The sequence below is a fragment of the Arthrobacter sp. Y3223065 genome, assembly GCF_059090885.1.
This window is the reverse complement of the sequence record NZ_JBNHGC010000001.1, coordinates 635482-656819: the sequence shown is the minus strand read 5'-3', so window position 1 is coordinate 656819 and position 21338 is coordinate 635482. Positions and strand designations below refer to the sequence as shown.

At 66.4% G+C, this 21338-nt stretch carries 24 protein-coding genes; 9 read left to right on the top strand and 15 right to left on the bottom strand.

Annotation, left to right across the window (positions count from 1 at the left end; genetic code table 11):
• Positions 1-133 precede the first annotated feature (133 nt).
• The gene (locus tag AC5RUK_RS02970) at positions 134-1273 is read left to right on the top strand and encodes a glutamate--cysteine ligase (protein WP_494108951.1); all 1140 of its coding nucleotides are present in this window, start codon (positions 134-136) and stop codon (positions 1271-1273) included.
• Positions 1274-1316: 43 nt separating this feature from the next.
• On the opposite strand, the gene AC5RUK_RS02965 is transcribed toward AC5RUK_RS02970, so the two are convergent.
• The 5 genes from AC5RUK_RS02965 to AC5RUK_RS02945 all read right to left on the bottom strand — a co-directional run bounded on the left by AC5RUK_RS02965 (position 1317) and on the right by AC5RUK_RS02945 (position 3992).
• Positions 1317-1793: a VOC family protein gene (locus AC5RUK_RS02965; protein WP_493987190.1), complete on the bottom strand. Its 477-nt coding sequence runs from the start codon at positions 1791-1793 to the stop codon at positions 1317-1319.
• Positions 1794-1888: 95 nt separating this feature from the next.
• On the bottom strand, positions 1889-2215 hold the full coding sequence (locus AC5RUK_RS02960; protein ID WP_494108950.1) for a hypothetical protein: 327 nt from the start codon (positions 2213-2215) through the stop codon (positions 1889-1891).
• 230 nt (positions 2216-2445) lie between these two features.
• Positions 2446-2970 carry a hypothetical protein gene (locus tag AC5RUK_RS02955; RefSeq protein ID WP_493987188.1) on the bottom strand — a complete coding sequence of 175 codons (525 nt, stop codon included), beginning with the start codon at positions 2968-2970 and terminating at the stop codon, positions 2446-2448.
• Entirely contained in the window at positions 2967-3554 is a 588-nt protein-coding gene (locus AC5RUK_RS02950; RefSeq protein ID WP_494108949.1) for a sigma factor-like helix-turn-helix DNA-binding protein, read from the bottom strand. Before AC5RUK_RS02950 ends, AC5RUK_RS02955 begins: the two co-directional genes overlap by 4 nt.
• 66 nt (positions 3555-3620) lie before the next feature.
• A complete protein-coding gene (locus AC5RUK_RS02945; protein ID WP_494108948.1) occupies positions 3621-3992 on the bottom strand; it encodes a VOC family protein in 372 nt (123 codons plus the stop codon).
• A gap of 120 nt (positions 3993-4112) precedes the next feature.
• On the opposite strand from AC5RUK_RS02945, the gene AC5RUK_RS02940 reads away from it, so the two are divergent.
• Positions 4113-4502 carry a DUF3054 domain-containing protein gene (locus tag AC5RUK_RS02940; protein WP_494151331.1) on the top strand — a complete coding sequence of 130 codons (390 nt, stop codon included), beginning with the start codon at positions 4113-4115 and terminating at the stop codon, positions 4500-4502.
• Positions 4503-4549: 47 nt separating this feature from the next.
• Complete coding sequence (locus tag AC5RUK_RS02935; RefSeq protein ID WP_493978425.1) at positions 4550-4831, top strand: Lrp/AsnC family transcriptional regulator; 282 nt, start codon at positions 4550-4552, stop codon at positions 4829-4831.
• A gap of 84 nt (positions 4832-4915) precedes the next feature.
• On the opposite strand, the gene trpD is transcribed toward AC5RUK_RS02935, so the two are convergent.
• Complete coding sequence (trpD, locus tag AC5RUK_RS02930) at positions 4916-5968, bottom strand: anthranilate phosphoribosyltransferase (protein WP_494151330.1); 1053 nt, start codon at positions 5966-5968, stop codon at positions 4916-4918.
• Positions 5969-6116: 148 nt separating this feature from the next.
• On the opposite strand from trpD, the gene ctaE reads away from it, so the two are divergent.
• The 4 genes from ctaE (at position 6117) to qcrB (ending at position 10418) form a co-directional block, all read left to right on the top strand.
• Positions 6117-6755, top strand: a complete 639-nt coding sequence (gene ctaE / locus AC5RUK_RS02925) for an aa3-type cytochrome oxidase subunit III (protein ID WP_493987183.1) — start codon at positions 6117-6119, stop codon at positions 6753-6755.
• Between the two features lie 82 nt (positions 6756-6837).
• Positions 6838-7650, top strand: coding sequence for a cytochrome bc1 complex diheme cytochrome c subunit (qcrC, locus tag AC5RUK_RS02920; protein WP_493987182.1), 813 nt, complete (start codon positions 6838-6840; stop codon positions 7648-7650).
• Between the two features lie 90 nt (positions 7651-7740).
• Entirely contained in the window at positions 7741-8769 is a 1029-nt protein-coding gene (qcrA, locus tag AC5RUK_RS02915; protein WP_493987181.1) for a cytochrome bc1 complex Rieske iron-sulfur subunit, read from the top strand.
• A 2-nt stretch (positions 8770-8771) separates the two neighbouring features.
• Entirely contained in the window at positions 8772-10418 is a 1647-nt protein-coding gene (gene qcrB / locus AC5RUK_RS02910) for a cytochrome bc1 complex cytochrome b subunit (RefSeq protein WP_494151329.1), read from the top strand.
• A gap of 382 nt (positions 10419-10800) precedes the next feature.
• Here qcrB and AC5RUK_RS02905 read toward each other — a convergent pair whose 3' ends face one another.
• From AC5RUK_RS02905 to AC5RUK_RS02880, 6 genes are all read right to left on the bottom strand, one after another.
• Positions 10801-11586: a GntR family transcriptional regulator gene (locus AC5RUK_RS02905; RefSeq protein ID WP_493987179.1), complete on the bottom strand. Its 786-nt coding sequence runs from the start codon at positions 11584-11586 to the stop codon at positions 10801-10803.
• 141 nt (positions 11587-11727) lie between these two features.
• Positions 11728-12129 carry a cytochrome c oxidase subunit 4 gene (locus AC5RUK_RS02900; protein WP_493987178.1) on the bottom strand — a complete coding sequence of 134 codons (402 nt, stop codon included), beginning with the start codon at positions 12127-12129 and terminating at the stop codon, positions 11728-11730.
• A gap of 2 nt (positions 12130-12131) precedes the next feature.
• Positions 12132-13859 carry an aa3-type cytochrome oxidase subunit I gene (ctaD, locus tag AC5RUK_RS02895; protein ID WP_493987177.1) on the bottom strand — a complete coding sequence of 576 codons (1728 nt, stop codon included), beginning with the start codon at positions 13857-13859 and terminating at the stop codon, positions 12132-12134.
• Positions 13860-13876: 17 nt separating this feature from the next.
• Positions 13877-14722 carry an aa3-type cytochrome oxidase subunit II gene (ctaC, locus tag AC5RUK_RS02890; protein WP_493987176.1) on the bottom strand — a complete coding sequence of 282 codons (846 nt, stop codon included), beginning with the start codon at positions 14720-14722 and terminating at the stop codon, positions 13877-13879.
• A gap of 173 nt (positions 14723-14895) precedes the next feature.
• Entirely contained in the window at positions 14896-15282 is a 387-nt protein-coding gene (locus AC5RUK_RS02885; protein WP_493978415.1) for a HesB/IscA family protein, read from the bottom strand.
• 139 nt (positions 15283-15421) lie between these two features.
• Positions 15422-16801 (bottom strand): M20/M25/M40 family metallo-hydrolase, encoded by a 1380-nt coding sequence (locus tag AC5RUK_RS02880; RefSeq protein ID WP_494108945.1) that lies wholly within the window; start codon positions 16799-16801, stop codon positions 15422-15424.
• 110 nt (positions 16802-16911) lie between these two features.
• Here AC5RUK_RS02880 and AC5RUK_RS02875 point away from each other — a divergent pair, with 110 nt between their 5' ends.
• The gene (locus AC5RUK_RS02875; RefSeq protein ID WP_493987174.1) at positions 16912-17496 is read left to right on the top strand and encodes a DUF3043 domain-containing protein; all 585 of its coding nucleotides are present in this window, start codon (positions 16912-16914) and stop codon (positions 17494-17496) included.
• 109 nt (positions 17497-17605) lie between these two features.
• Here the strand turns inward: AC5RUK_RS02875 and AC5RUK_RS02870 are convergent, their stop codons facing one another.
• Positions 17606-18673, bottom strand: a complete 1068-nt coding sequence (locus AC5RUK_RS02870; RefSeq protein WP_493987173.1) for a quinone-dependent dihydroorotate dehydrogenase — start codon at positions 18671-18673, stop codon at positions 17606-17608.
• Positions 18674-18772: 99 nt separating this feature from the next.
• Between AC5RUK_RS02870 and AC5RUK_RS02865 the strand changes: the two genes are divergently transcribed.
• The gene (locus AC5RUK_RS02865) at positions 18773-19783 is read left to right on the top strand and encodes an alpha/beta hydrolase (RefSeq protein ID WP_493987532.1); all 1011 of its coding nucleotides are present in this window, start codon (positions 18773-18775) and stop codon (positions 19781-19783) included.
• A 2-nt stretch (positions 19784-19785) separates the two neighbouring features.
• Here AC5RUK_RS02865 and AC5RUK_RS02860 read toward each other — a convergent pair whose 3' ends face one another.
• Positions 19786-20586, bottom strand: coding sequence for an isoprenyl transferase (locus AC5RUK_RS02860; RefSeq protein WP_494151328.1), 801 nt, complete (start codon positions 20584-20586; stop codon positions 19786-19788).
• Positions 20583-21335, bottom strand: coding sequence for a DNA repair protein RecO (recO, locus tag AC5RUK_RS02855; RefSeq protein ID WP_493987171.1), 753 nt, complete (start codon positions 21333-21335; stop codon positions 20583-20585). Before recO ends, AC5RUK_RS02860 begins: the two co-directional genes overlap by 4 nt.
• Positions 21336-21338 lie beyond the last annotated feature (3 nt).

Below are 21338 nucleotides of genomic sequence, written 5' to 3'. Positions count from 1 at the left end.
TGCAGGCCTCACCGCAGGCGAACCTGATCGACTGGGATGACTTCCCGCAAACGTGCCGCGCCCGCCCCCACGGAATGCCCTGCACGCCGCGACGGTCTTTCGCCAAGCCCGCCTGTGGTGAACACTAAACAGCATGCGAACCTTTGGCGTGGAGGAAGAGCTGCTCCTGGTGGACGCCAAGACCGGCGCCCTGGCCTCCGTCTCGGAACAACTGCTCCGGGATCAGGCCGACTCTGCGACGCTGGATCCAGCCCCCGATACCGCTTCCCACAGCGGTTACAAGGGCAGCCTGATGTCGGAGGTCAAGCAGGAACAGCTCGAAGCAGTGTCGGCCCCGTACAAGGATCTGCAGGACCTGGCCGCGGGTATCAGGGCCGGACGGGCCGAGGCCGACCGGCAGGCGCGGCGCTTTGGCGCCAGGGCTGCAGCTTTGGGCACCTATCCCCTGCCTGCCACTACCAGCATCGTGCCGCGCCCGCGCTACCAGGCAATGGAATCCCGATTCGGGATGACCCTGCGTGAACAACTTACGTGCGGGTTCCACGTGCACGTTTCCGTTGCCTCCGATGAGGAAGCCGTTGCCGTGCTTGATCGGATCCGCGTCTGGCTGCCGGTCCTGCTCGCGCTCAGCACCAACTCCCCCTTCTGGCAAGGCGTGGACAGTGGCTACGCCAGCTTCCGGTACCAGGTCTGGAAACGCTGGCCCACCGCCGGGCCGACCGGCATCTTCGGCTCCCCCGATGCCTACCACCAACTGTTGGGGATGCTGCTCGAGTGCGACGTACTGCTGGATAAGGGGATGATCTATTTCGATGCGCGGCTGGGTCAACAGCATCCCACGGTCGAAATCCGCGTGGCCGATGTCTGCCTCCAAGCAGAACATGCCGCCGCCGTGGCCGCTTTGTGCCGGGCGCTGGTAGAGACGGCGGCCCGCCAATGGAGCGACGGCGGCCCGCCGCCTCCGGTACCGGCAGAACTGCTGCGCCTGGCTTCCTGGCGGGCCAGCAGGTCAGGACTGGAAGAAGAACTGCTCCACCCCTTGAAGAGCGACCGCACCCCGGCCCGAAACGTGGTCGGCGCCCTGCTCGAACACGTCGGCCCCGTGTTGGCGGAAACGGACGATCTGGAATCCATACGGACCGTCGTCGATGGAATCCTTCGGGACGGGACCGGCGCGGCAAGGCAGCGGGGAGTCCTCGCGCGCCAGCACAGACTCACTGACGTCGTCTTTGATGCCGTCAGGAACACGCACCTCCCGGCCGGCATCCTCTGAGCTTCCAGCCGGCGGAACCGCCTGGAAGTGGCAGCCGAAGGCGCTATCCGGCGTCGTAAGCGCGCTGCAGTTCGCCGATGTCGATCTTTTTCATCTGCAGCATGGCTTCCATAGCGCGTTGGGCCTTTTGCGGATCCGGCCCGGCAATCAGCTGCGGCAACACGGAGGGAATGATTTGCCAGGACAATCCGTACTTGTCCTTGAGCCATCCGCATTGGCTCTCGGCACCGCCGTCGGCGGTCAACGCGTCCCACAGCCGGTCGACCTCTGCCTGGTCGTCACAGTCCACCTGCAAGGACACCGCCTCATTGAACGTGAACTGGGCTCCCCCGTTCAGCGCAGTGAAGGACTGGCCGTCCAACTCGAACTCTACGGTCAGCACCTCACCTTCCAATCCGGGACCGCTCTCGCCGTAGTGCGTCACGTCGAGGATCTTGGAGTTGTTGAACAGCTGGACGTAGAACTGTGCTGCTTCTTCGGCCTCGCCGTCAAACCACAGGCACGGTGTGATCTTCTGCATGATGGGCTCCTCCCCTGCGTCAGTCGTACCAGAACCACCCCACGGGTGTGTGAACGGAGCGCCCGCGGCATTCAACGCCACGCAGGCCTCCCTGCTCAGCGCGCGGCGGCCAGCTCCAGGTCCGTGGCGTCCGGGCCATCCGGGTCTATCACCTGCAGGCGGCACCCCACCCCTTCGGGCGCCGCATAGCCGGGAAGCCGCTTGCTCTCACTGCAGCGGTGAAGCTCCTCGAGCGCCGCAACTTCAATCCGTGCATGCTGGAGGTTGATGGTGACACCGCGCCCGGGCGCAAGGGCGCTGGTGCGGCGGACCAGCGAATACAGCGCCACAATGTTTCGGATTGTCACGTGTCCGCGCACTTCGATGTTGGCGGATTCCCTATCGATATCCAACCGGACGACCACTCGCAGTTTGGGATCCATACTTTGTCCCCTCAAGAGTTCCCCATGGCCGCTCCTTGACCGGTGATCATCATAAAAGGACGAATGTGGCGTGGGCAACAAACACCGTGGAATATTTCGCGGGACGGAACGCGGGCTCTGCGCGGGCGGCGGCGGCGGCACCGGGTGGTCCGGTGCTTCATGTTACGGGCCGTGCCCCGCTGGCCGGCCCGCGCCGATTCGCTTCGCCGACTGGAGAGGCGCGCCTGCGCTCAGCGCACGAGCACCGCGATGCCGGTGGCGGCCGCCGCCCACAGCACGCTCGCGAACGTGCCCAGGATAAACCGCTCGGCCGCCCCGGACTGGCCGAGCTCCGAATACCGGCCCAAGCCTTTCACCGCCAGGACAACGGCCAATCCTTCCGGCCAGCCGGCCAGCAGGGTGGCCGCGATGGCCGTCCGCTCTAGCACCCCGATCCAGGCGCCTCCGCGGAGTACCGGGGATGCTTCGGGATCGGTGGTGTTGTCCGGGTGCGAGGCATTGAACGACAACCGCAGGATGGTCACGGTGGCCGGGCCACCGCCGATCGCCGCCGCAGCCACGCCCAACGCATAGGCTGCCGGACCGAGACCGCCCGAACCCAAGACCGCCAACAATCCCGCGATACCCAAGAGCAGCAGCGACACGGCGCTGGCGGCATACAGCCAGCGGTTGCCCCGGCCCTGGAACCGCTCGAAGTACATGGGCGCCGCCACCGCCGCCGCCATGCACAGCGCGACCAGTGCCATGACGCTCATCGGTCGGCCCCTTCCAGCAACGCTTGTGCCGCCAGCCGCGCGCGGCGCCACTCCTGCCAGAGTCCACTATGCAGCCTGCTCGAGACAGCCTGCTGGGTGATGCCGAGCCGGTCGGCGATTTGCTGCTGGGTGAGTCCTTCGTCACTGAGCACCCCGGCTTCGGTCGCCTGCCTGCTGCGCTTCCGTGCGACGGATACCAGCAACTGCAGCACCGCCTCGGCGTGGCCGGCCTCCGCACGGGCCCCGGAGACGGCGACGTTGCCCGGCGACACCTTGGCCGCGGTCACCGCTTCGCGGGCGCGCTCGAATGCCTCGCCGGAGCCCGCCCGCGTAGACTCCGGCAGCGGACTGACGACTCCGCCCACACCTATTCCCACACTCCAGCGGTTGCTGACGGCCAAATCCAGGGCAAGATCCGCCGCCACGGCGGCATCGGCGACCACTGCCTGCATCTCGTCGCCGGCGGTGCGTTCGAAACCGCGCACCAGCGGACGGGCAGGGTCATCATTCAAAGTGCCGAGCGCGCCCTCGACGAGGTCCAACTGGCGGCGGGACCGCCGCTGGTCCACCGTTAACACGTACATACAAACCTGCTTCCTTGTTGCTCCGATGACAAGTATGCAGGCTTGTAGGCCGCAACACAACCCTTGCTAGTCCCCCCGGTGGTGGCTCACCAGCCCCAGCAGGTTGCCTTCGGAGTCGCGAATGAAGGCCATCCACTCGTCCATGCCCGCAGGCCCCAAAGCATCGTCGGCATGCCGGAAAATGATGTGTGGTTCTTCGACAATCGGTGTTCCGGCGGCGCGCAGCTCCTCGACCCGGTCCCGGACCGACTCGACCTCCAGGTACAACAGGGCGGCTGGCGCGCCCACCTCCAGCAGGAGGCGCACGCCGTCGAGATCGAAGAACACCAGGCCCGGCGGGTCGAACACCCCGGCCGGCGGATAACCGAGCAGGTCGGTGTAGAAAGCGGTTGCCCGCTCGAGCTCATGCACGCCGAGCGCGACCTGTGCCAACTTCATGAATGCCGTTCCTCCCCCTCGGCCGCGGGCTGCGGCCCCTGCCCGACTGCGCCGAGTTCCAGCCCCTGACCGGCTCGTCCCTCGAATCGTACGCCCGCCCGCGCCCGATAGTGTGGAGGGGTGACTGAAACATCGCCCCGGCTCCGCACCGGCATCCCGCTGGCGGGAGCATCGCTGGACCTGGCCGCCGTCGTCATTTTTGCGGCAGCGGGCCGAAACACGCACGAACACGGACTGGCCCTGGCCGGAATCCTGATCACCGCGAGCCCGTTCCTGGCCGGCGCGCTCGTCGGCTGGCTGGCCTCGCGGGGCTGGCGCCGCCCGGCCGCCCTCTGGCCGACCGGAGTCGCCGTCTGGCTGGCCGCAGTGGTCTTGGGACTCGCCCTGCGCGGCCTCGCCGGGGGCGGGCTGGCCCTGTCCTTCCAGATCGTCGCCCTCCTGGTGCTCGGCGCCCTCCTGCTGGGTTGGCGGGCGGCGGCCGCGCTGTTCATCAAACGGCGGGTGGAATAACCTCGGTTATAGGGAAGAACACCCAGTTCCAGCAGAAAGGCAGTGCAGTGGCTACAGCATTCGTTCTCATCCGGACCGATGCGACCCGGATTCCGGAGTGCGCCCAGGAGATCTCCGAGATCGAGGGCATCAGCGAGGTCTATTCGGTCACCGGCGAATGGGACTTGATCGCTGTGGCCCGCGTCGCCAAGCACGACGAGCTGGCCGATGTCATTGCCGACCGGCTCTCGAAGGTCCAAGGCGTGCAGGCAACGACGACCCACATCGCCTTCCGCGCCTATTCGAAGCACGACCTGGACGCGGCCTTCTCGCTCGGATTCGAGCACTAGGCTTCACAACCGTGCAGGAGTGCCCCGGACATCCTGTCCGGGGCACTCCTGGTTAAGCTGCGCCGTCCGAAGGCGGGCCCTGGGTCAGCGGGTGGCGTCGATCCAGCGCTGCAGCGCCTCGGCGGCCGCACCGCTGTCGATGGCTTCCTCGGCCCGTCCCAAACCTACGGCCAGCCGTTCCAGCAACGGCGCGTCGGCTGTTGTGTCGTTGGCCACCAGGGCTGCGGCTGCATTGAGGACGACGGCGTCGCGCACCGGTCCCTTGTCCCCCGCGAGCACGCGGCGCACGACGTCGGCATTCGCGGCGGCGTCGCCGCCGCGCAGGTCGTCCAGCGTGGCCCGGGGGATGCCGAGGTCCAGCGGGTCCAGCTCGTGTTCCGTCACGCCGCCGTCACGCACCTCCCAGACCGACGAGGGGCCCGTGGTGGTCAGCTCATCCAGGCCGTCCCCGCCGCGGAAAACGAGCGCGCGGATCCCCCGGGCAGCCAGCACGCCGGCGATCAGCGGCGCCAGCCGGGCATCGGCAACGCCGATGGCCGCCGCCGTGGGATTCGCCGGGTTGGTCATCGGACCCATGAAATTGAAAGCGGTGGCCACACCGAGTTCCGCGCGCACCGCGCCCGCATAGCGCATGGACGGGTGGAACACCTGGGCGAAACAGAACGTGATCCCCGCTTCGACGGCGGTCTGAGCCACCCGCTCCACCGGGAGGTCAAGGCGCACCCCGAGGGCTTCGATCACATCGGCCGAACCGGACGACGACGACGCGGCGCGGTTTCCGTGCTTGACGATCCGGGCGCCGGCCCCCGCGCAGACCAGGGCGGCCATGGACGAGATGTTCACGGTATTCTGCCGGTCCCCGCCGGTACCGACGATGTCCAGCTTCTCCCCCGGAATGTCGATCGGCCGGGCGTTGCCGACCATGGCCGCCACCAAGCCGGTCAGCTCATCGACCGTCTCCCCCTTGGCCCGCAGCGCGACCAGGAAGCCGGCCATCTGCGCGTCGGAGGCCCCGCCGGACATGATGGTGTTCATCGCCCACTGGGTTTGGGCCGTCGTGAGGTCCTGCTGCGAGATCAGGGCCGAGATCAGTTCGGGCCAGGTGGGTGTGTTCTGAGCGTTGGGTTCGGTCGTCACTTCACTAGGTTATCTACGTTTTGTAGAAACTTCCGGATTGTTAACTTCCGCGCCGTTCCGCGGAATCCAGCGGTTCAGGAACCGAAACGCGGCGCCACGCGTTCAAATGCATTGGTGAAGTGGGCAGATTTATAGACATAATGGCCTTGTGACAACTGCAACCCATGCCCCCAGTACCCCGGCGCATCCAACGCTGAACCGCCCCAATCTGGTTTCCGTCGGAACCGTTGTGTGGCTCTCCAGCGAGCTGATGTTCTTCGCCGGCCTTTTCGCTATGTACTTCACGCTCCGCGCCACCTCAGGCGACATGTGGGCGATGGAAACCGCGAAGTTGAATGTCCCGTTTGCGCTGGCCAACACCATCATCCTGGTGTCCAGCTCCTTCACCTGCCAGTACGGCGTCTTCGCCGCAGAGCGCTTGCAGGCCCGCCGTTCCGGCGGGCTCTTCAATGTCGCCAAGTGGGGCATGGTCGAATGGTTCCTGCTGACATTCCTCCTCGGCGCCATCTTCGTCTCCGTCCAGGCTTACGAATATGCGGTGCTCGTCTCCGAAGGCGTCTCGCTGTCCTCCAATTCCTACGGTTCGGCGTTCTACATCACCACCGGCTTCCACGGCCTCCACGTCACAGGCGGCCTCATCGCTTTCCTGCTGATCATCGGCCGCGCCTACGTCGCCAAGAAGTTCGGCCATTTCGAAGCCACATCGGCCATCGTCACGTCGTACTACTGGCACTTCGTCGACGTCGTGTGGATCGCTCTCTTCATCATCATCTACTTCCTCAAGTAGACGGCAGAAAGGTCCGCGCCTCGCTGCGGACCCAGCCGGCCGAACATCTACACAAACGCACCGCAAAGTTAGGAACCAACAAGTGAAGGCACTCTCCCAGAGGCGACGACATCCCCTGGCGGCCGTTGCCCTGCTGCTCATGGGACTGCTCGTCACCGGCGGACTGTACGCCGTTGCCGGCAACGTCAACGAGGCCAAGGCCCAAACCACCACCTTTTCCGCGCAGGACATCGAAGAGGGCGAGAAGCTCTTCGTGGCCAACTGCGCAACTTGTCACGGAATCGGTGCTGTCGGGGCCCCGGAGGGTGCGCACGGCAACCAGGCCGGTCCGTCGCTGATTGGCGTCGGCGCGGCCGCCGTCGACTTCCAGGTAGGAACCGGCCGCATGCCCATGCAGATGTCCGGCCCCCAGGCAATGGAAAAGCCGAACCAGTTCAACGAAGAGCAGACCATGCAGCTGGCGGCATACGTAGCCTCCCTCGGCGCCGGTCCCGCGATTCCGGCGGACGAATTCCTCGACGTCTCCCAGGGTGATCCTGCCGCCGGCGGCGAGATCTTCCGGGTCAACTGCGCCATGTGCCACAACGCTGCCGCAGCGGGTGGGGCCCTGACGCGCGGCAAGTTCGCGCCGGCGCTGAGCGGCGTCAGCGAAGCGCACATCTACGAGGCCATGGCCACCGGTCCGCAGAACATGCCGGTATTCAGCGACGCGAACATCTCCCCCGAGGAGAAGCGCGACGTCATCGCCTTCCTGAAGACCATCGAAGAGCAGCCCTCCCCCGGCGGGTTCGCGCTTGGGGGGCTCGGCCCCGTGTCCGAGGGCCTGCTGATGTGGACGCTTGGATTGGGCGTGGTCATCGCGTTCACCATCTGGCTGACCCAGCGGTCGTCCTAACCTTCGCTTCCGGCGGCCCCAGCGGGCCGCCGGAGAAGCGCCAACAGTCATTATGAGTTTTGAACTATTTAGAGAAGGATGAGAGGGATCATGGGCGACCATAGTCACGGCAGTCCGAACACCTCGGGCACCGTTGCTACGGCTGGTCAGAGCGACGTGGAGAAGTTTCAGGATCCTGGACTCCCCCCGCACCGCCCGCGCCTTGCCGACAAAGATCCCCGGGCGGAAAAGCGAGCCGAACGCCAGGTTGCGATACTCTTCGTAATCTCCATCATCGGCACCGTGCTTTTCTTCGTCGGGTACTTTGGCATCCGCTTGGATGACACCACCGCAACGCTGCGACTGCAGAACTTCACCCTCGGCATGGGCACCGCCTTTGCCATGCTGGGCATTGGCGTGGGCATTGTCCACTGGGCCAAGACCCTCATGCCGGACCACGAAATCGTGGAAGAGCGCCACGAGGTCCGTACCGAGGAAGACCGCAAGGACGCCGAGCAGATCATCGGCCAGGTCCTCGACGAGTCGGGCATCTCCCGCCGTCCGTTGATCCGCAACACCCTGATCGGCGCCGGCGTGCTGGCGATCCTGCCGGCCATCGGCATCTTCCGCGACCTGTCCAAGGACCTCAACCCGGACGTGCTGCGGCACACCATGTGGGACGCAGGCGTCCGGTTGACCCGCGACCCGAGCGGCACCCCGATCAAGGCCTCGGATGTCACCATTGGTTCGGCGTTCCACGTCATCCCCGAGGGGCTCAACGAGGCCGAGCACAAGCTCGAGGAGAAGGCCAAGGCCGTCGTCCTCTTGATGCGCCTGAATCCCGACGTGCTCCAGGTCTCCCCAGGCCGTGAAGACTGGAACTACAATGGCATCGTTGCGTACTCCAAGATCTGTACCCACGTTGGCTGCCCGGTGGCGCTGTACGAACAGCACACGCACCACCTGCTCTGCCCTTGCCACCAGTCGACCTTCGATGCAGCCCAGGAATGCAAGGTTGTGTTCGGCCCGGCCGCACACGCCCTTCCCCAGCTGCCGATCAGCGTCGACGACGAGGGCTACCTGATCGCCACCAGCGATTTCCATGAACCTGTTGGACCGAGCTACTGGGAGCGTGGCTAAGCATGAGCGCTTCAACTGATACCTACGTACCCAAGACGCGGGCCGGACGGATCACCAACTTCGTCGACACCCGCGTCGGCGGTTCAGGGATCGTCAAGGAATTCGGCCGGAAGATCTTCCCGGACCACTGGTCCTTCATGTTCGGCGAAGTGGCGCTGTACTCCTTCGTCATCCTGCTGCTCACCGGAACGTTCCTGACGTTCTTCTTCGATCCTTCGATGGCTCATACGCACTACGCCGGACCGTATGTGCCGCTCAAGGGCGTCGAAATGTCCGTCGCCTACCAGTCCACCCTGGAGATCTCGTTCGAGATCCGCGGCGGCCTGTTCATGCGCCAGCTGCACCACTGGTCTGCGCTGCTGTTCGTTGCCTCGGTTTCGTTCCACATGCTTCGGGTGTTCTTCACCGGTGCGTTCCGCCGCCCGCGTGAGCTGAACTGGGTTGTCGGCTGTGTCCTGTTGATCCTGGCCCTGGCTGCCGGCTTCACCGGCTACTCCCTGCCGGACGACCTGCTTTCCGGCAACGGCCTGCGCATCATCGACGGCGTGATCAAGGCAATCCCGCTGGTCGGTACCTACATTTCGCTGCTGCTCTTTGGCGGCGAGTTCCCCGGTACGGACATCGTGGGTCGCCTGTACGTGCTTCACATCCTGCTGGTCCCGGCCTTGATCCTCCTGATGATCGCCATCCACCTGTTCATGGTTGTCGTGCACAAGCACACCCAGTACCCCGGCCCCGGCCGTTCCGAGACCAACGTCGTCGGCTTCCCGATCGGCCCGGTCTATGCGGCCAAGGCAGGCGGCTTCTTCTTCGTTGTCTTCGGAATCCTGGCCGTCATTGCGGCGAACTTCCAGATCCTGGCGATCTGGGACTACGGGCCCTACGACCCCTCCCCCGTCTCGGCCGGTACCCAGCCTGACTGGTACATCGGCTGGGTGGACGGCGCGCTGCGCCTGATGCCCGGTGTCGGCGAGTTCGTGATCTTCGGCCGGACCATTTCGCTCAACGTGCTCCTCCCGGCCCTCGGCCCGGCGGCCCTGCTGTTCACGGTGATGTTCGCATGGCCGTGGATCGAGAGCTGGATCACCAAGGACACCCGCGAGCACCACATCCTGGACCGCCCGCGCAACGTTCCGTTCCGCACCGCCACCGGCGTCGCCGGCATCGTCTTCTACTCGGTGATGTGGGCAGCTGCCAGCTCCGACTTGATCGCCACGCACTTCCACGTGTCGCTCAACGACGTGACGTACTGGCTGCGCGCGCTGTTCTTCCTGGGCCCGATCCTCGGCTTCATCGTCACGCGCCGCATTTGCCTGGCGCTGCAGCGCAAGGACCGCGAGATCGCCCTCCATGGCCGGGAGACCGGACGCATTGTCCGCCTGCCGCATGGAGAGTTCATCGAGGTCCACGAGCCGCTGAACGAGTACAAGCAGTACCGGCTGGTCAGCTACGAGTCGCCCGAAGTGATCCCGGCGCAGCCCAACCGGGCCGGGCACATCAAGCGCTCCGAGAAAATGCGTGGCGCCCTGTCGCGGTTCTTCTTCGAAGACCGTGTGGCACCGGTTACCCCGGCCGAGCTGGAGGCTGCGCACAGCCACCACGCTGAGGTTGAGGCACCTGCCGAGAAGGCGGAAGTCAGCGCCCGCTAAGGCAACGACTGCAAAAGAATGGCCCCGGACCTGGTCCGGGGCCATTCTTTTGCCTGCACCCGCCCGTTAGCCCCTGCCCGGGCTGAGCCACGGCGACGGGCGGCCGCGCCGCCGCGCCGCTGGCGCGCTCCCCCGGTTGCGCAGGGGGTTCAACATGCTGACCGGTGTTGCAGCCGGGTACCGCGGGCCACGGGTGATGTCCGACGCTGCTTCGGCCGGTCACGGGGGCAGGTGCGGCACGGGCGGGCAGGGTGCGCGGGCGGGCTAGTGCGGCCGGCCACAGGCGAGTCTTGCGGCCGCAGACCTGCATTGCCCAACTGCCGGCGTCCTCGGCCGGCGGTACCATAGCGGCCAGACAGCCTGCAGCGGCGCCGTGGCGCCCCTAAAAACGCTTGACGTTGTAGGAACGCGGGACGCGTCCCCCGGGCCGCTGCAGGGGGACCCACAGCTTGTAGCGGTCCGCGCGGTAATAAGAGATCGAGAAGTCAACCATGGTCTTGGAGACGTAGGCATGCCGCTGGATCTTCAGCAGCGGCGATCCAATGTCCACACTCAGGAGCCGCGCGATCGAGGGCTGGGCAGCGGTTGCCTCGATGGTGTCCTCTCCCCACTCCATGATCAGTCCGTAGCGTTCGCTCAGGACGTTGTACAGCGACGACGGCGGTCCCTCGTCGAGGATCCCCGGCACCCGCTGCGCCGGGATGAAGTTCTCGTCCACGCTCATCGGTTCGGCGTCCGCCAGCAGCAGGCGGCGGAAGCGCACGACCGGCTGGCCCTCCTCGATCTGCAGCTCGCGGGCCACCAGCGGAGTCGCGCCGATCTGCTCGAAGCTGAGGACACGGGCATCGGGAACCATGCCGCGGCGTTGCATCTCTTCGCTGTAGGAGGTGAGCTTGACCTGCAGGTCCAGCTTGGGCTGCCGCACAAACGTTCCCAGACCGACAATGCGTTCGAGCACCTGCTCGGCGACGAGTGAGTCGATCGCCTGGCGCACGGTCATCCTCGCCACCCCGAAGCGTTCTGTCAGTTCCCTCTCCGAGGGAAAAGCCGCTCCGGGTTCGCAGCGCTCCTGGGCATGCCTCCGCAATATGTCCCTGAGCTGGACGTGTTTCGCGGTGCGGGAGGAGCCGTCGAGCTCACCCTCGATCGCGGCGGCGTTCACGGACATGCGGCCTCCTGCTCAGCCGGTTGAATTCCTCCCATTCTAGCGGTCTAGACCAGCGAGCCCGCCCACGGCCGGTGCGCGGGGACACGGAAAGGGTCCGGAACCATTGCGGTTCCGGACCCTTTTCGCTTGCAGCTGCGGGAATTAGTGCGCGTGGTCTCCGCGGCTGTATTCGTAGACCCATCCGATGATGGCCACCGTGGTGAGGCCGGCTGCGATGTAGACGATCCACCAGCCAACCGCCAGGCCCATGAAGCCGGTGGCGGCACCGAGGCCCAGCACGATCGGCCACCAGCTCCACGGGCTGAACATGCCCTGCTCGCCGGCACCCTCATGGATTTCCGCGTCGACCCGGTCCTCAGGACGGGCACCGATGCGCCGCGCCGTGAACCAGAGGTAACCGCCGATCATCACGGACAGTCCGGCCGTCAGATACAGTGCCAGCCAACCGACGGGCTCTTCCCAGTTGCCCATGAACCCGTAGACGGTGGCAACGAGGGCGAAGAACGGCGCAAGCGCAATGAATAGCCAGGCTTCAATCTTCACAGTTATGCGTCCTTCTGGTCAGCGGGACCGGCCAACTGGGCCACCGGCGCCGGAGTCGTCGGGGTGTGCCGCGGTGCCAGCTCCGGGTGGTGCAGGTCCAGCGCAGGACGCTCCGACCGGATGCGGGGCAGCGAGGTGAAGTTGTGCCGCGGCGGCGGGCAGGAGGTCGCCCACTCAAGCGAACCACCGAAGCCCCAGGGGTCGTCTACCTCCACCTTCTTGCCGTTGCGCCAGGTGATGTACACGTTCCAGAAGAACGGGATCATCGAGGCGCCGAGCACAAAGGATGCAACGGTGGAGAACTGGTTCATCGCAGTGAACCCGTCTTCCGGCATGTAGTCCGCGTAGCGGCGGGGCATGCCCTCGACGCCGAGCCAGTGCTGGATGAGGAAGGTCCCGTGGAAGCCCAGGAACAGCATCCAGAAATGGATCTTACCGAGGCGCTCGTTGAGCATCTTGCCGGTCCACTTGGGCCACCAGAAGTAGAAGCCCGCGAACATCGCGAACACGACGGTACCGAAGACCACGTAGTGGAAGTGCGCCACCACGAAGTAGGTGTCGGAGACGTGGAAGTCCAGCGGGGGCGAAGCCAGGATGATGCCGGTCAGGCCGCCGAACAGGAAGGTGGCCAGGAAGCCCAGGCTCCACAGCATTGGCGTCTCGAAGGTGATCGATCCGCGCCACATGGTGCCGATCCAGTTGAAGAACTTCACGCCGGTGGGCACCGCGATGAGCATCGTCATGAAGGCGAAGAACGGCAGCAGCACGGAGCCGGTGACGTACATGTGGTGGGCCCAGACCGTCACGGACAGCGCGGCGATGGCGATGGTGGCGTAGACCAGGCCCTTGTATCCGAAGATCGGCTTGCGGCTGAACACCGGGAAGATCTCGGAAACGATGCCGAAGAACGGCAGGGCGATGATGTAGACCTCGGGATGGCCGAAGAACCAGAACAGGTGCTGCCAGAGGATGGCGCCGCCGTTCTCCGGGTTGAAGATGTGCGCACCGAAGCGCCGGTCGGCACCCAGGGCGAACAGCGCCGCGGCCAGGGGCGGGAAGGCCATCATGACGAGGATGGCGGTGACCAGCGTGTTCCAGGTGAAGATCGGCATCCGCCACATCGTCAGGCCGGGAGCGCGCATGGTGATGATCGTGGTGATGAAGTTGACCGAACCGAGGATGGTGCCGAAGCCGGACAGCGCCAGGCCAAAGACCCACAAGTCCCCGCCCACTCCCGGGGAGAAGGTGGTGTTGGACAACGGCGCATAGGCGAACCAGCCGAAGGACGCTGCGCCCTGCGGCGTGATGAACCCGGCCACGGCAATCATGCTGCCGAACAGGAAGAACCAGAAAGCCAGCGCATTCAGGCGCGGGAACGCAACGTCGGGTGCGCCGATCTGCAGCGGCATGATGACGTTTGCGAAGCCGGCGAACAGCGGCGTGGCGAACATCAGCAGCATGACCGTGCCGTGCATGGTGAACAGCTGGTTGTACTGTTCCTTGGTCTGCAGGATCTGCATACCGGGCTCGAACAGTTCGGCGCGGATGACCAGGGCCATCACGCCGCCGAGGCAGAAGAAGATGAACGACGTGATCAGGTACATGTACCCGATGGTCTTGTGGTCCGTGGAGGTGATCCAGTTGACGACGATGCGCCCCTTGGATACCGGCACGACGCGCGGAGCTACCGTGGTAGCCCGGTCGTCAGCTGTGTATTCGTACGTTGACACTTGTGGCCCTCGCTCCTTTACTCAGACGCTTCAGCGTAGGGGTTGCGGTCGTACTCTTCGCCGAGCTGGCCGTCCTTGAGCCGCGCCATCTGAGCGTCGAATTCAGCCTCGGAGACCACCGCGACACGGAAGAGCATTTCGGAGTGGTACTCGCCACAAAGCTCGGCGCACTTGCCGTCGTAGATGCCCTCACGGGTGGGGGTGAAGTTCAGGAAGTTGGTCTTGCCCGGGATCATGTCCACCTTCTGCAGGAAGGCGGGGACCCAGAACGAGTGGATGACGTCGCGGGAGTTGATCTGCAGCTCCACGCTCTGGTTGACCGGCAGGTACAGCGTAGGCAGCGTCTCCGGGACGCCGGTCTCGCCGGTCAGGTGGGCCTGCACGCCGGCAAAGTACTTGTCCTGCTTGACGTAGTTGAAGTCCCAGGCCCACTGCTTGCCGCGCACGTCGACGACGACGTCGGGGTTGTCCACGCGCTCGGTGATGTTGGAGGTGGTCTTGTCCGTGAAGTAGAAGAAGACCATGACCATGACGACCGGAATCGCCGTGTAGAAGATCTCCAGCGGCAGGTTGTAGCTCAGCTGGCGCGGGTAGCCCGTCTCCCCCTTGCGGCGGCGGTAGGCGATGATGCACCAGAGGATCAAGCCCCAGGTCAGGACACCGACGGCCAGCGCGGCGATCCATCCGTTAACCCACAAATCAATGATTTCGGGCGTGTGGTTGGTAACGTCCCGCTCGGTGGGCAACCAACCCAAACGGACTTCTTCTGAACATCCCGTCAACAACAACGCACCGAGTGCACCCAGACCTGTAGCCTTGGCGATTCTGGCGCGTCGACTGCCGGTTCGAACCTGCGAACTCACAGACGGCCCTTCCTCTTTGTTTCGTGCAAGTGATGCGGCCATGGCAGAGCTGAGCCTGGCCGCATATCCAGTTTTACTACTCACTGTAGAGCTTACCCGCACACATGACTTTCATGTGACAGGCTCCCCCGTGCGTCGGCCGTTCCGGCGGCCGGAGAGCGCCCTGCAGGCCCTTAGTGGAAGGAGTCTCCACAGGCGCAGGAGCCACCGGCATTCGGGTTGTCGATGGTGAAGCCCTGCTTGGAAATCGTGTCCTCGAAGTCGATCGAGGCGCCCGAGAGGTAAGGAACGCTCATCTTGTCGACGACGACCTCGACCCCGTCGAAATCACGGACAGCGTCCCCGTCGAGCATCCGCTCGTCAAAGTACAGCTGGTAGATCAGGCCGGAGCATCCGCCCGGCTGTACGGCAACGCGCAGGCGCAGATCCGTGCGGCCTTCCTGTTCCAGGAGGCTGCGGACCTTTCCGGCGGCGACGTCGGTCAATGCCACTTCATGCGTGGGCAGTTCTGCCGCTTCGGGTGCCGTGGTGGGGGCGGACGAGTTGGTCGTTGCGCTCATTGCACTTCCTTATCTATTTCGGGCCGTCCGGTGACCTGCTGCTATTACTCAGTGGTGCGTCGGGCTTCCCATCCATCGTACGTCTGGTCAGCCGAAATGGGATAACTCTCCCCCGCCTCGGCATAGCCCCGAACAAGCCTCAGAGTCCCTCGGTGTTCAGCCGTGCCAGCAGCAGGGCCTGGGCCAGGACCGCGTTGCGGAAGTCCCCCAGATGCAGCGACTCATTGGCCGAATGTGCCCGCGAGTCTGGGTCTTCGACGCCGGTGATCAGGATCTGGGCCTCCGGATAGATCTCCGTGAGGTCGGCGATGAACGGGATGGACCCGCCCATGCCCGCCTCCACCGGGCGCGTGCCCCAGGCCTGTTCCAGTGCCCACAACGCCGCCTGGGCCGCCGGCGCGGAGGTGTCGGTGGCGAACGCGTGGCCGCGTTCGCCCGGCACGAAGGTGGCGGCGGCGCCGAAGGGCGCGTGGGCGGCCACGTGCGCGGCCACCGCTTCCATCGCCTGGTCCGGGTCCTGTCCCGGCGCCAGCCGCAGGCTGATCTTCGCGCGGGCGGCGGGGATCAAGGTGTTGGACGCGAGTTCAACGCTGGGAGCGTCGAAGCCGATCACCGACAGGGCCGGCTTGTTCCAGAGCCGGTCGGCAATGCTGCCGGTGCCGGCAAGCTGCACGGACTCGAGCACCGACGAATCGCGGCGGAAGTCCGCTTCCGGATAGTCCACTGCGGCGGCCGGAGCCGAAACGAGGCCCTTGATGGCGACGGACCCGTCGTCGTCATGGAAGGTGGCGATCAGCCGGGAAAGCAGCGTGGGGGCATCCAGCAGCGGCCCGCCGAACATGCCCGAATGGACGGCGTGTTCCAGCACGCGCAGCTCCACGGTGCCGTCCACCAGGCCCCGCAGGCTCGTGGTCAGGGCCGGGATCCCGACCTTCCAGTTGCTGGAGTCGGCAACGATGATGGCGTCTGCCCGCAGCAGTTCGCGGTGTGTTTCAAGGAACGGGCGGAAGCTGGGCGAACCGGCCTCCTCCTCCCCCTCGATGAACAACGTGATGCCGACCCCGAAATCGTCACCGACGACCTCCAGCAACGCCCGCAACGAGGCCAGATGGACCATGATCCCGGCCTTGTCGTCCGCAGTTCCGCGTCCATAGAGGCGGCCGTCGATCTCCGTGGCCTTGAACGGTTCCGTCCGCCAGAGCGCCGGGTCTCCCGGCGGCTGCACGTCGTGGTGGGCATAGAGCAGGACGGTCGGCTTGCCGGCGGCGGCCGGGCGGCGGGCCACGACCGCGGGGCCCCCGTTGGCCTCGCCGTTTGCCACGCTGAGGATCTGCACGTCCTCCAGGCCCAGCTCCCGGACCATGCCGGCCACGGCGTCCGCGCTGCGCGCCAGGTCATCCGGATCAAAGGCCGGCCAGGCGATCCCCGGAATGGCAACCAGCTGTTCCAACGAGGAGATGGTGCGCCCCATGCCGACGTCTACCGCGGCCGCAAGTTCGTCTACGTTCACATTGGTCATAGCCGACACCCTATCGCCCGGGCTCCGCCGCGACGATGCCGCAATGGCTGCCCCCGCGGCGCGGGTCCAAACGGGGACAATGGCCGCACGCCGTCCGGTATTCTTGACTGGTGTTCGGACGTAAAAAAGAGGCTCCCACGCCCCAGGAAATCATCGACCAGGCCAACGACGCCCAGCAGCCGCGGAACGGCAAAGGCTCGCCCACGCCCCGGCGAAAGGACCAGGAAGCCGCGCGCAAGCGCCCCCTGGTCCCGAACGACCGCAAGGCCGCCAAAGAGGCCAACCGCACCGCCATGGCGGATCAGCGGCTGAAGATGCGCGAGGCCATGAACACCGGCGACGAGCGCTATCTGCCGCTGCGCGACAAGGGCCCACAGAAGAGATTCGTCCGCGACTTCGTGGACGCCCGCTGGGTGCTGGGCGAATTCCTGATCGTCTTCGCCCTCATCTTCGTGCTCCTCAGCTTTGTCCGCGACCTCAACGTCCAGGCCTTCATCCTGGTCGGCTTTTGGGTGCTGCTGGCGCTGGTGGCCATCGACGCCTTCATCCTCGGCCGGCAGCTCAAGAAGCGCCTGGCCGCCAAGTTTGGCGACGTGGAGCGCGGGGCAGTCTGGTACGGCGTCATGCGCGGGCTGCAGCTGCGCCGGATGCGCCTGCCGAAGCCGCAGGTCAAGCGCGGCGAATACCCCGGCTGATTCCGCCGGGACGGGAGCGTCCGAAGGGTCGGGAGCAACGCGGCTCCCGACCCTTTTGCATGCCCGCCGGCCCCGGCCGGGGCCGCGCACGGCGCCCGGGCCGGGCGGTTCAGCGCCGGCGCTTGGCCAGGTCGCGGTTGATGCGGCCGGCCCAAAAGGGTCCCTCGTAGAGGAAGGCCGTGTAGCCCTGCACCAGGGTGGCGCCGGCGTCCAGCCGCCGCTGCACCTCGTCGGCCGTCTCGACACCGCCGACGGATACCAGCGCCAGGTCGTCCCCGACGGCGTTGCGCAACCGGCGCAGCACGTCGAGGGAGCGCTCCTTCAACGGGGCACCGGAGAGGCCGCCTTCACCGCAGGCCGCGATCTTGGTTTCGTCCGAGACCAGGCCGTCGCGGGAAACCGTCGTGTTGGTGGCGATGATGCCGTCCAGGTTCAGTTCCAGCGCCAGCCGGGCGACGTCGTCGATGTCCTCGTCGCTGAGGTCCGGGGCGATCTTCACCAGCAACGGGACGTGGCGGCCGGCCACGGAATCGGCGGTCTCCCCCACTGCCTGCAGCAGCGGACGCAGCGTGTCCACGTTCTGCAGCAGCCGCAGCCCGGGCGTGTTCGGCGACGACACGTTGACCACGAGGTAGTCCGCGGACCGGGCCAACAGCCGGGTGCTCTTCAGGTAGTCCTCGGTGGCGTCGTCCAGTTCCACCACCTTGGTCTTGCCGATGTTGACGCCGATGACGGGCCGGAGCGTGCCGTATTTGGCGGCGAGGCCGCGCCGGGCCGCGGCGATCCGGGGCGCGACGGCCGCTGCCCCGTCGTTATTGAAGCCCATCCGGTTGATCACGGCGCGGTCCTCGATCAGCCGGAACAGCCGGGGCTGCGCGTTGCCCGGCTGCGCGCTCCCGGTGATGGTGCCGACCTCCACCGCGCCGAAGCCCAGGTCGGCCAGCGCTTCGATGCCGTGACCTTCCTTGTCGAAGCCGGCTGCCAGGCCGAACGGTGAGGGAAAGGTCAGGCCGAGTGCCTCGGTCGCCAGCGACGGATCCGGGCGGGTGACGCGGCGCAGCACTGCCCCGGCCCCACACCTGTGCGCGGCGCGGATGAGCTGGAAACCGATTCGGTGTGCACGCTCGGCGTCCATCCAGGAGAACGCGGCGCGGAAGAAGGCTGGGTAGAGGCGCATGGTCCTAGTTTTCCGTGCGGAGGCCGCCGCACCAAACCGTGTCCACCCGGCGATAACATGGGGGCAGCGACCGGACAGAGAGGAAGGACCACCGTGGCGATGGCAGCCGACTGGCAGGAAGACATACTCGGTCCGGAGTTCGAGTCCACGGTCCTGCAGGTGCCGGCCCCCGGCGGGCGGGAGCAGCGGGCGACGCTGATCCGCTACCTGCCCCACTCCCCGCAGCGCTCCCCCGGCGGGCACGCCGTCCTGTACGTGCACGGTTGGAGCGACTATTTCTTCAATACGGAACTGGCGGAGTTCTGGCACCGCCAGGGTGTGGCGTTCTTTGCGCTGGACTTGCACCACCACGGACGCAGCCTGCAAAAGGGCGACCCGGCCGGCTTTGTGACCGACCTGCGCCAGTACGAGGACGAGATTTCGCTGGCGCTGGACCTGATCCGTGAGGAACGGGGGCAGGAGGAAACGAAGGTCACGCTGATGGGACACTCCACCGGCGGACTGGTGGCGTCCCTGTGGGCGGCGGAACATCCGGGCGAGCTGCGCGCCCTGGTCCTGAACAGTCCCTGGCTGGAAATGCACGGCAGCTCCCTGGTCCGCCGCGCCGCGGGCGCGGTGCTGGAGCCGTTGTCCCGGCTGAAGCCGGAAACCGAGATCAAGTTGCCGGTCCGCGGCTTTTACTACCGCAGCATCAGCAGCACCGCCGACGGCGAATGGGACCTGGACCCGAAGCTGCGGCCGCCGGAGTCCTTCCCCGTGCGCGCCGGGTGGCTCAGCGCCATCTGGGACGGACAGTCGAAGGTCGCCAAGGGCCTCAAGCTCGAGATCCCGGTACTGGTGATGTCTTCGACGCGCAGTATGAACGGCTCGGTCTGGCACGAGGACATGAGGAGCACGGACGTGGTGCTGGACATCCGCACCATGACCGAGCGGGCGGTCCGGCTGGGATACAGCGTGTCCATCGAGCAGGTGCAGGACGCCCTGCACGATGTGTTCCTGTCCCGGGCAGACGTGCGCCGGGACGCCTACGCCCGGCTGCAGCGCTGGGCCCAGGCGTACGTGTTGCAGGACGACCGGACCGAGGACCTCACGGGCACTCAGCAACCTTAGGGCTAGGCCCCGCCGACCGCGGCGGCGTCCACCGCGCCCCCGTACCGCCGGTCGCGGCGGGCATAGATGTCGATGGCTTCCCAGAGCGTGCGGCGGTCCACGTCCGGCCAGAGGGTATCCATGAACACCATCTCCGCGTACGCGGACTGCCAGAGCATGAAGTTGGAGAAGCGCTGCTCCCCCGACGTGCGCAGGAACAGGTCGACGTCGGGCAGGTCCGGCTCGTCAAGGTAGCGCTGCACGGTCTTCTCCGAGACCGACGACGCCCGCAGCCGGCCGGCGGCGACGTCGGCGGCGATGGCGGCGGCGGCGTCGGCAATTTCCGCCCTCCCCCCGTAGTTCACGCACATGGTCAGCGTGCAGGTGGCGTTGCCGGCCGTCTGGCGCTCGGCGACCTCCAGTTCGTTGACCACCGACTTCCACAGCCGGGGCCGGCGGCCGGACCAACGGATGCGCACGCCCCATTCGTCCAGCTGGTCGCGCTGGCGGCGCAGCACATCCCGGCTGAAGCCCATCAGGAAGCGGACCTCTTCCGGGGACCGCTTCCAGTTCTCGGTGGAAAAGGCGTACACGCTCACGTGTTTGACGCCGATTTCGATCGCACCGGCCATCACGTCCAGCAGCGCCGCTTCCCCGGCACGGTGCCCCTCGGTGCGCGGCAGCCCGCGCTGGTTCGCCCAGCGGCCGTTGCCATCCATCACGATGGCCACGTGTTCCGGGACCAGCGCCGGCGGAAGGGCGGGCGGTCTGGCGCCGGAGGGGTGCGGCCATGGCTGCTGCGGTTGCCGGGATTTAGGGGTCACACTCGCTCCACGTGCTTGAGGGATTTCAGGGTTCGTTCAAGGTGCCACTGCAGGTAACTGGCCACCAGGCCGGCGGCCTCACGGCGCGGACCGGCGGCGGAGGCGTCCGCTGCCGGCCAGTCGCCCGAGAGCAGGGCCGCCAGCAACTGCATCGTCTCCGGTGCGGGCGAGGCCGATCCGGGCGGACGGCAGTCGTGGCACACCGCGCCGCCCAGCGGGGCCGCGAAGGCGGTATGCGGGCCCTGCGCGCCGCACCGGGCGCACTCGTCGAAGCTGGGGGCCCAGCCCGCCGTCGCCAAGGCCCGCAGCAGGTAGGAATCAAGGATCAGCTCGGGCGCGTGCACGCTGCGGCTGAGCGCCGAGAGCGCGCCGATGACCAGCCCGTACTGCGCTCCTGCTGATTCGCCGTCGACGTCGGTGAGTTTTTCCGCCGTCTCGCAGATGGCGGCGGCGGAGGTGTACTTGGTGTAGTCGGCGGCGATGTCCCGGCCGTACGGCCCGATCATCTGGGCCTGCGTGACGATGTCCAGGCTCCGGCCGGAGACCAGCTGCAGATCCGCGACCATGAAGGGTTCCAGCACGGCGCCGAACTTGCTGCTGGTGCGGCGGACGCCCTTGGCAACCGCCCGGATCTGGCCGTGCTGTTTGGTCAGCAGCGTGATGATCCGGTCGGCCTCGCCGAGTTTGTGGGTCCGCAGGATGACGCCCTGGTCCCGGTAGGTGCGGGAGGCGAACGATCTGTTGGACACCGT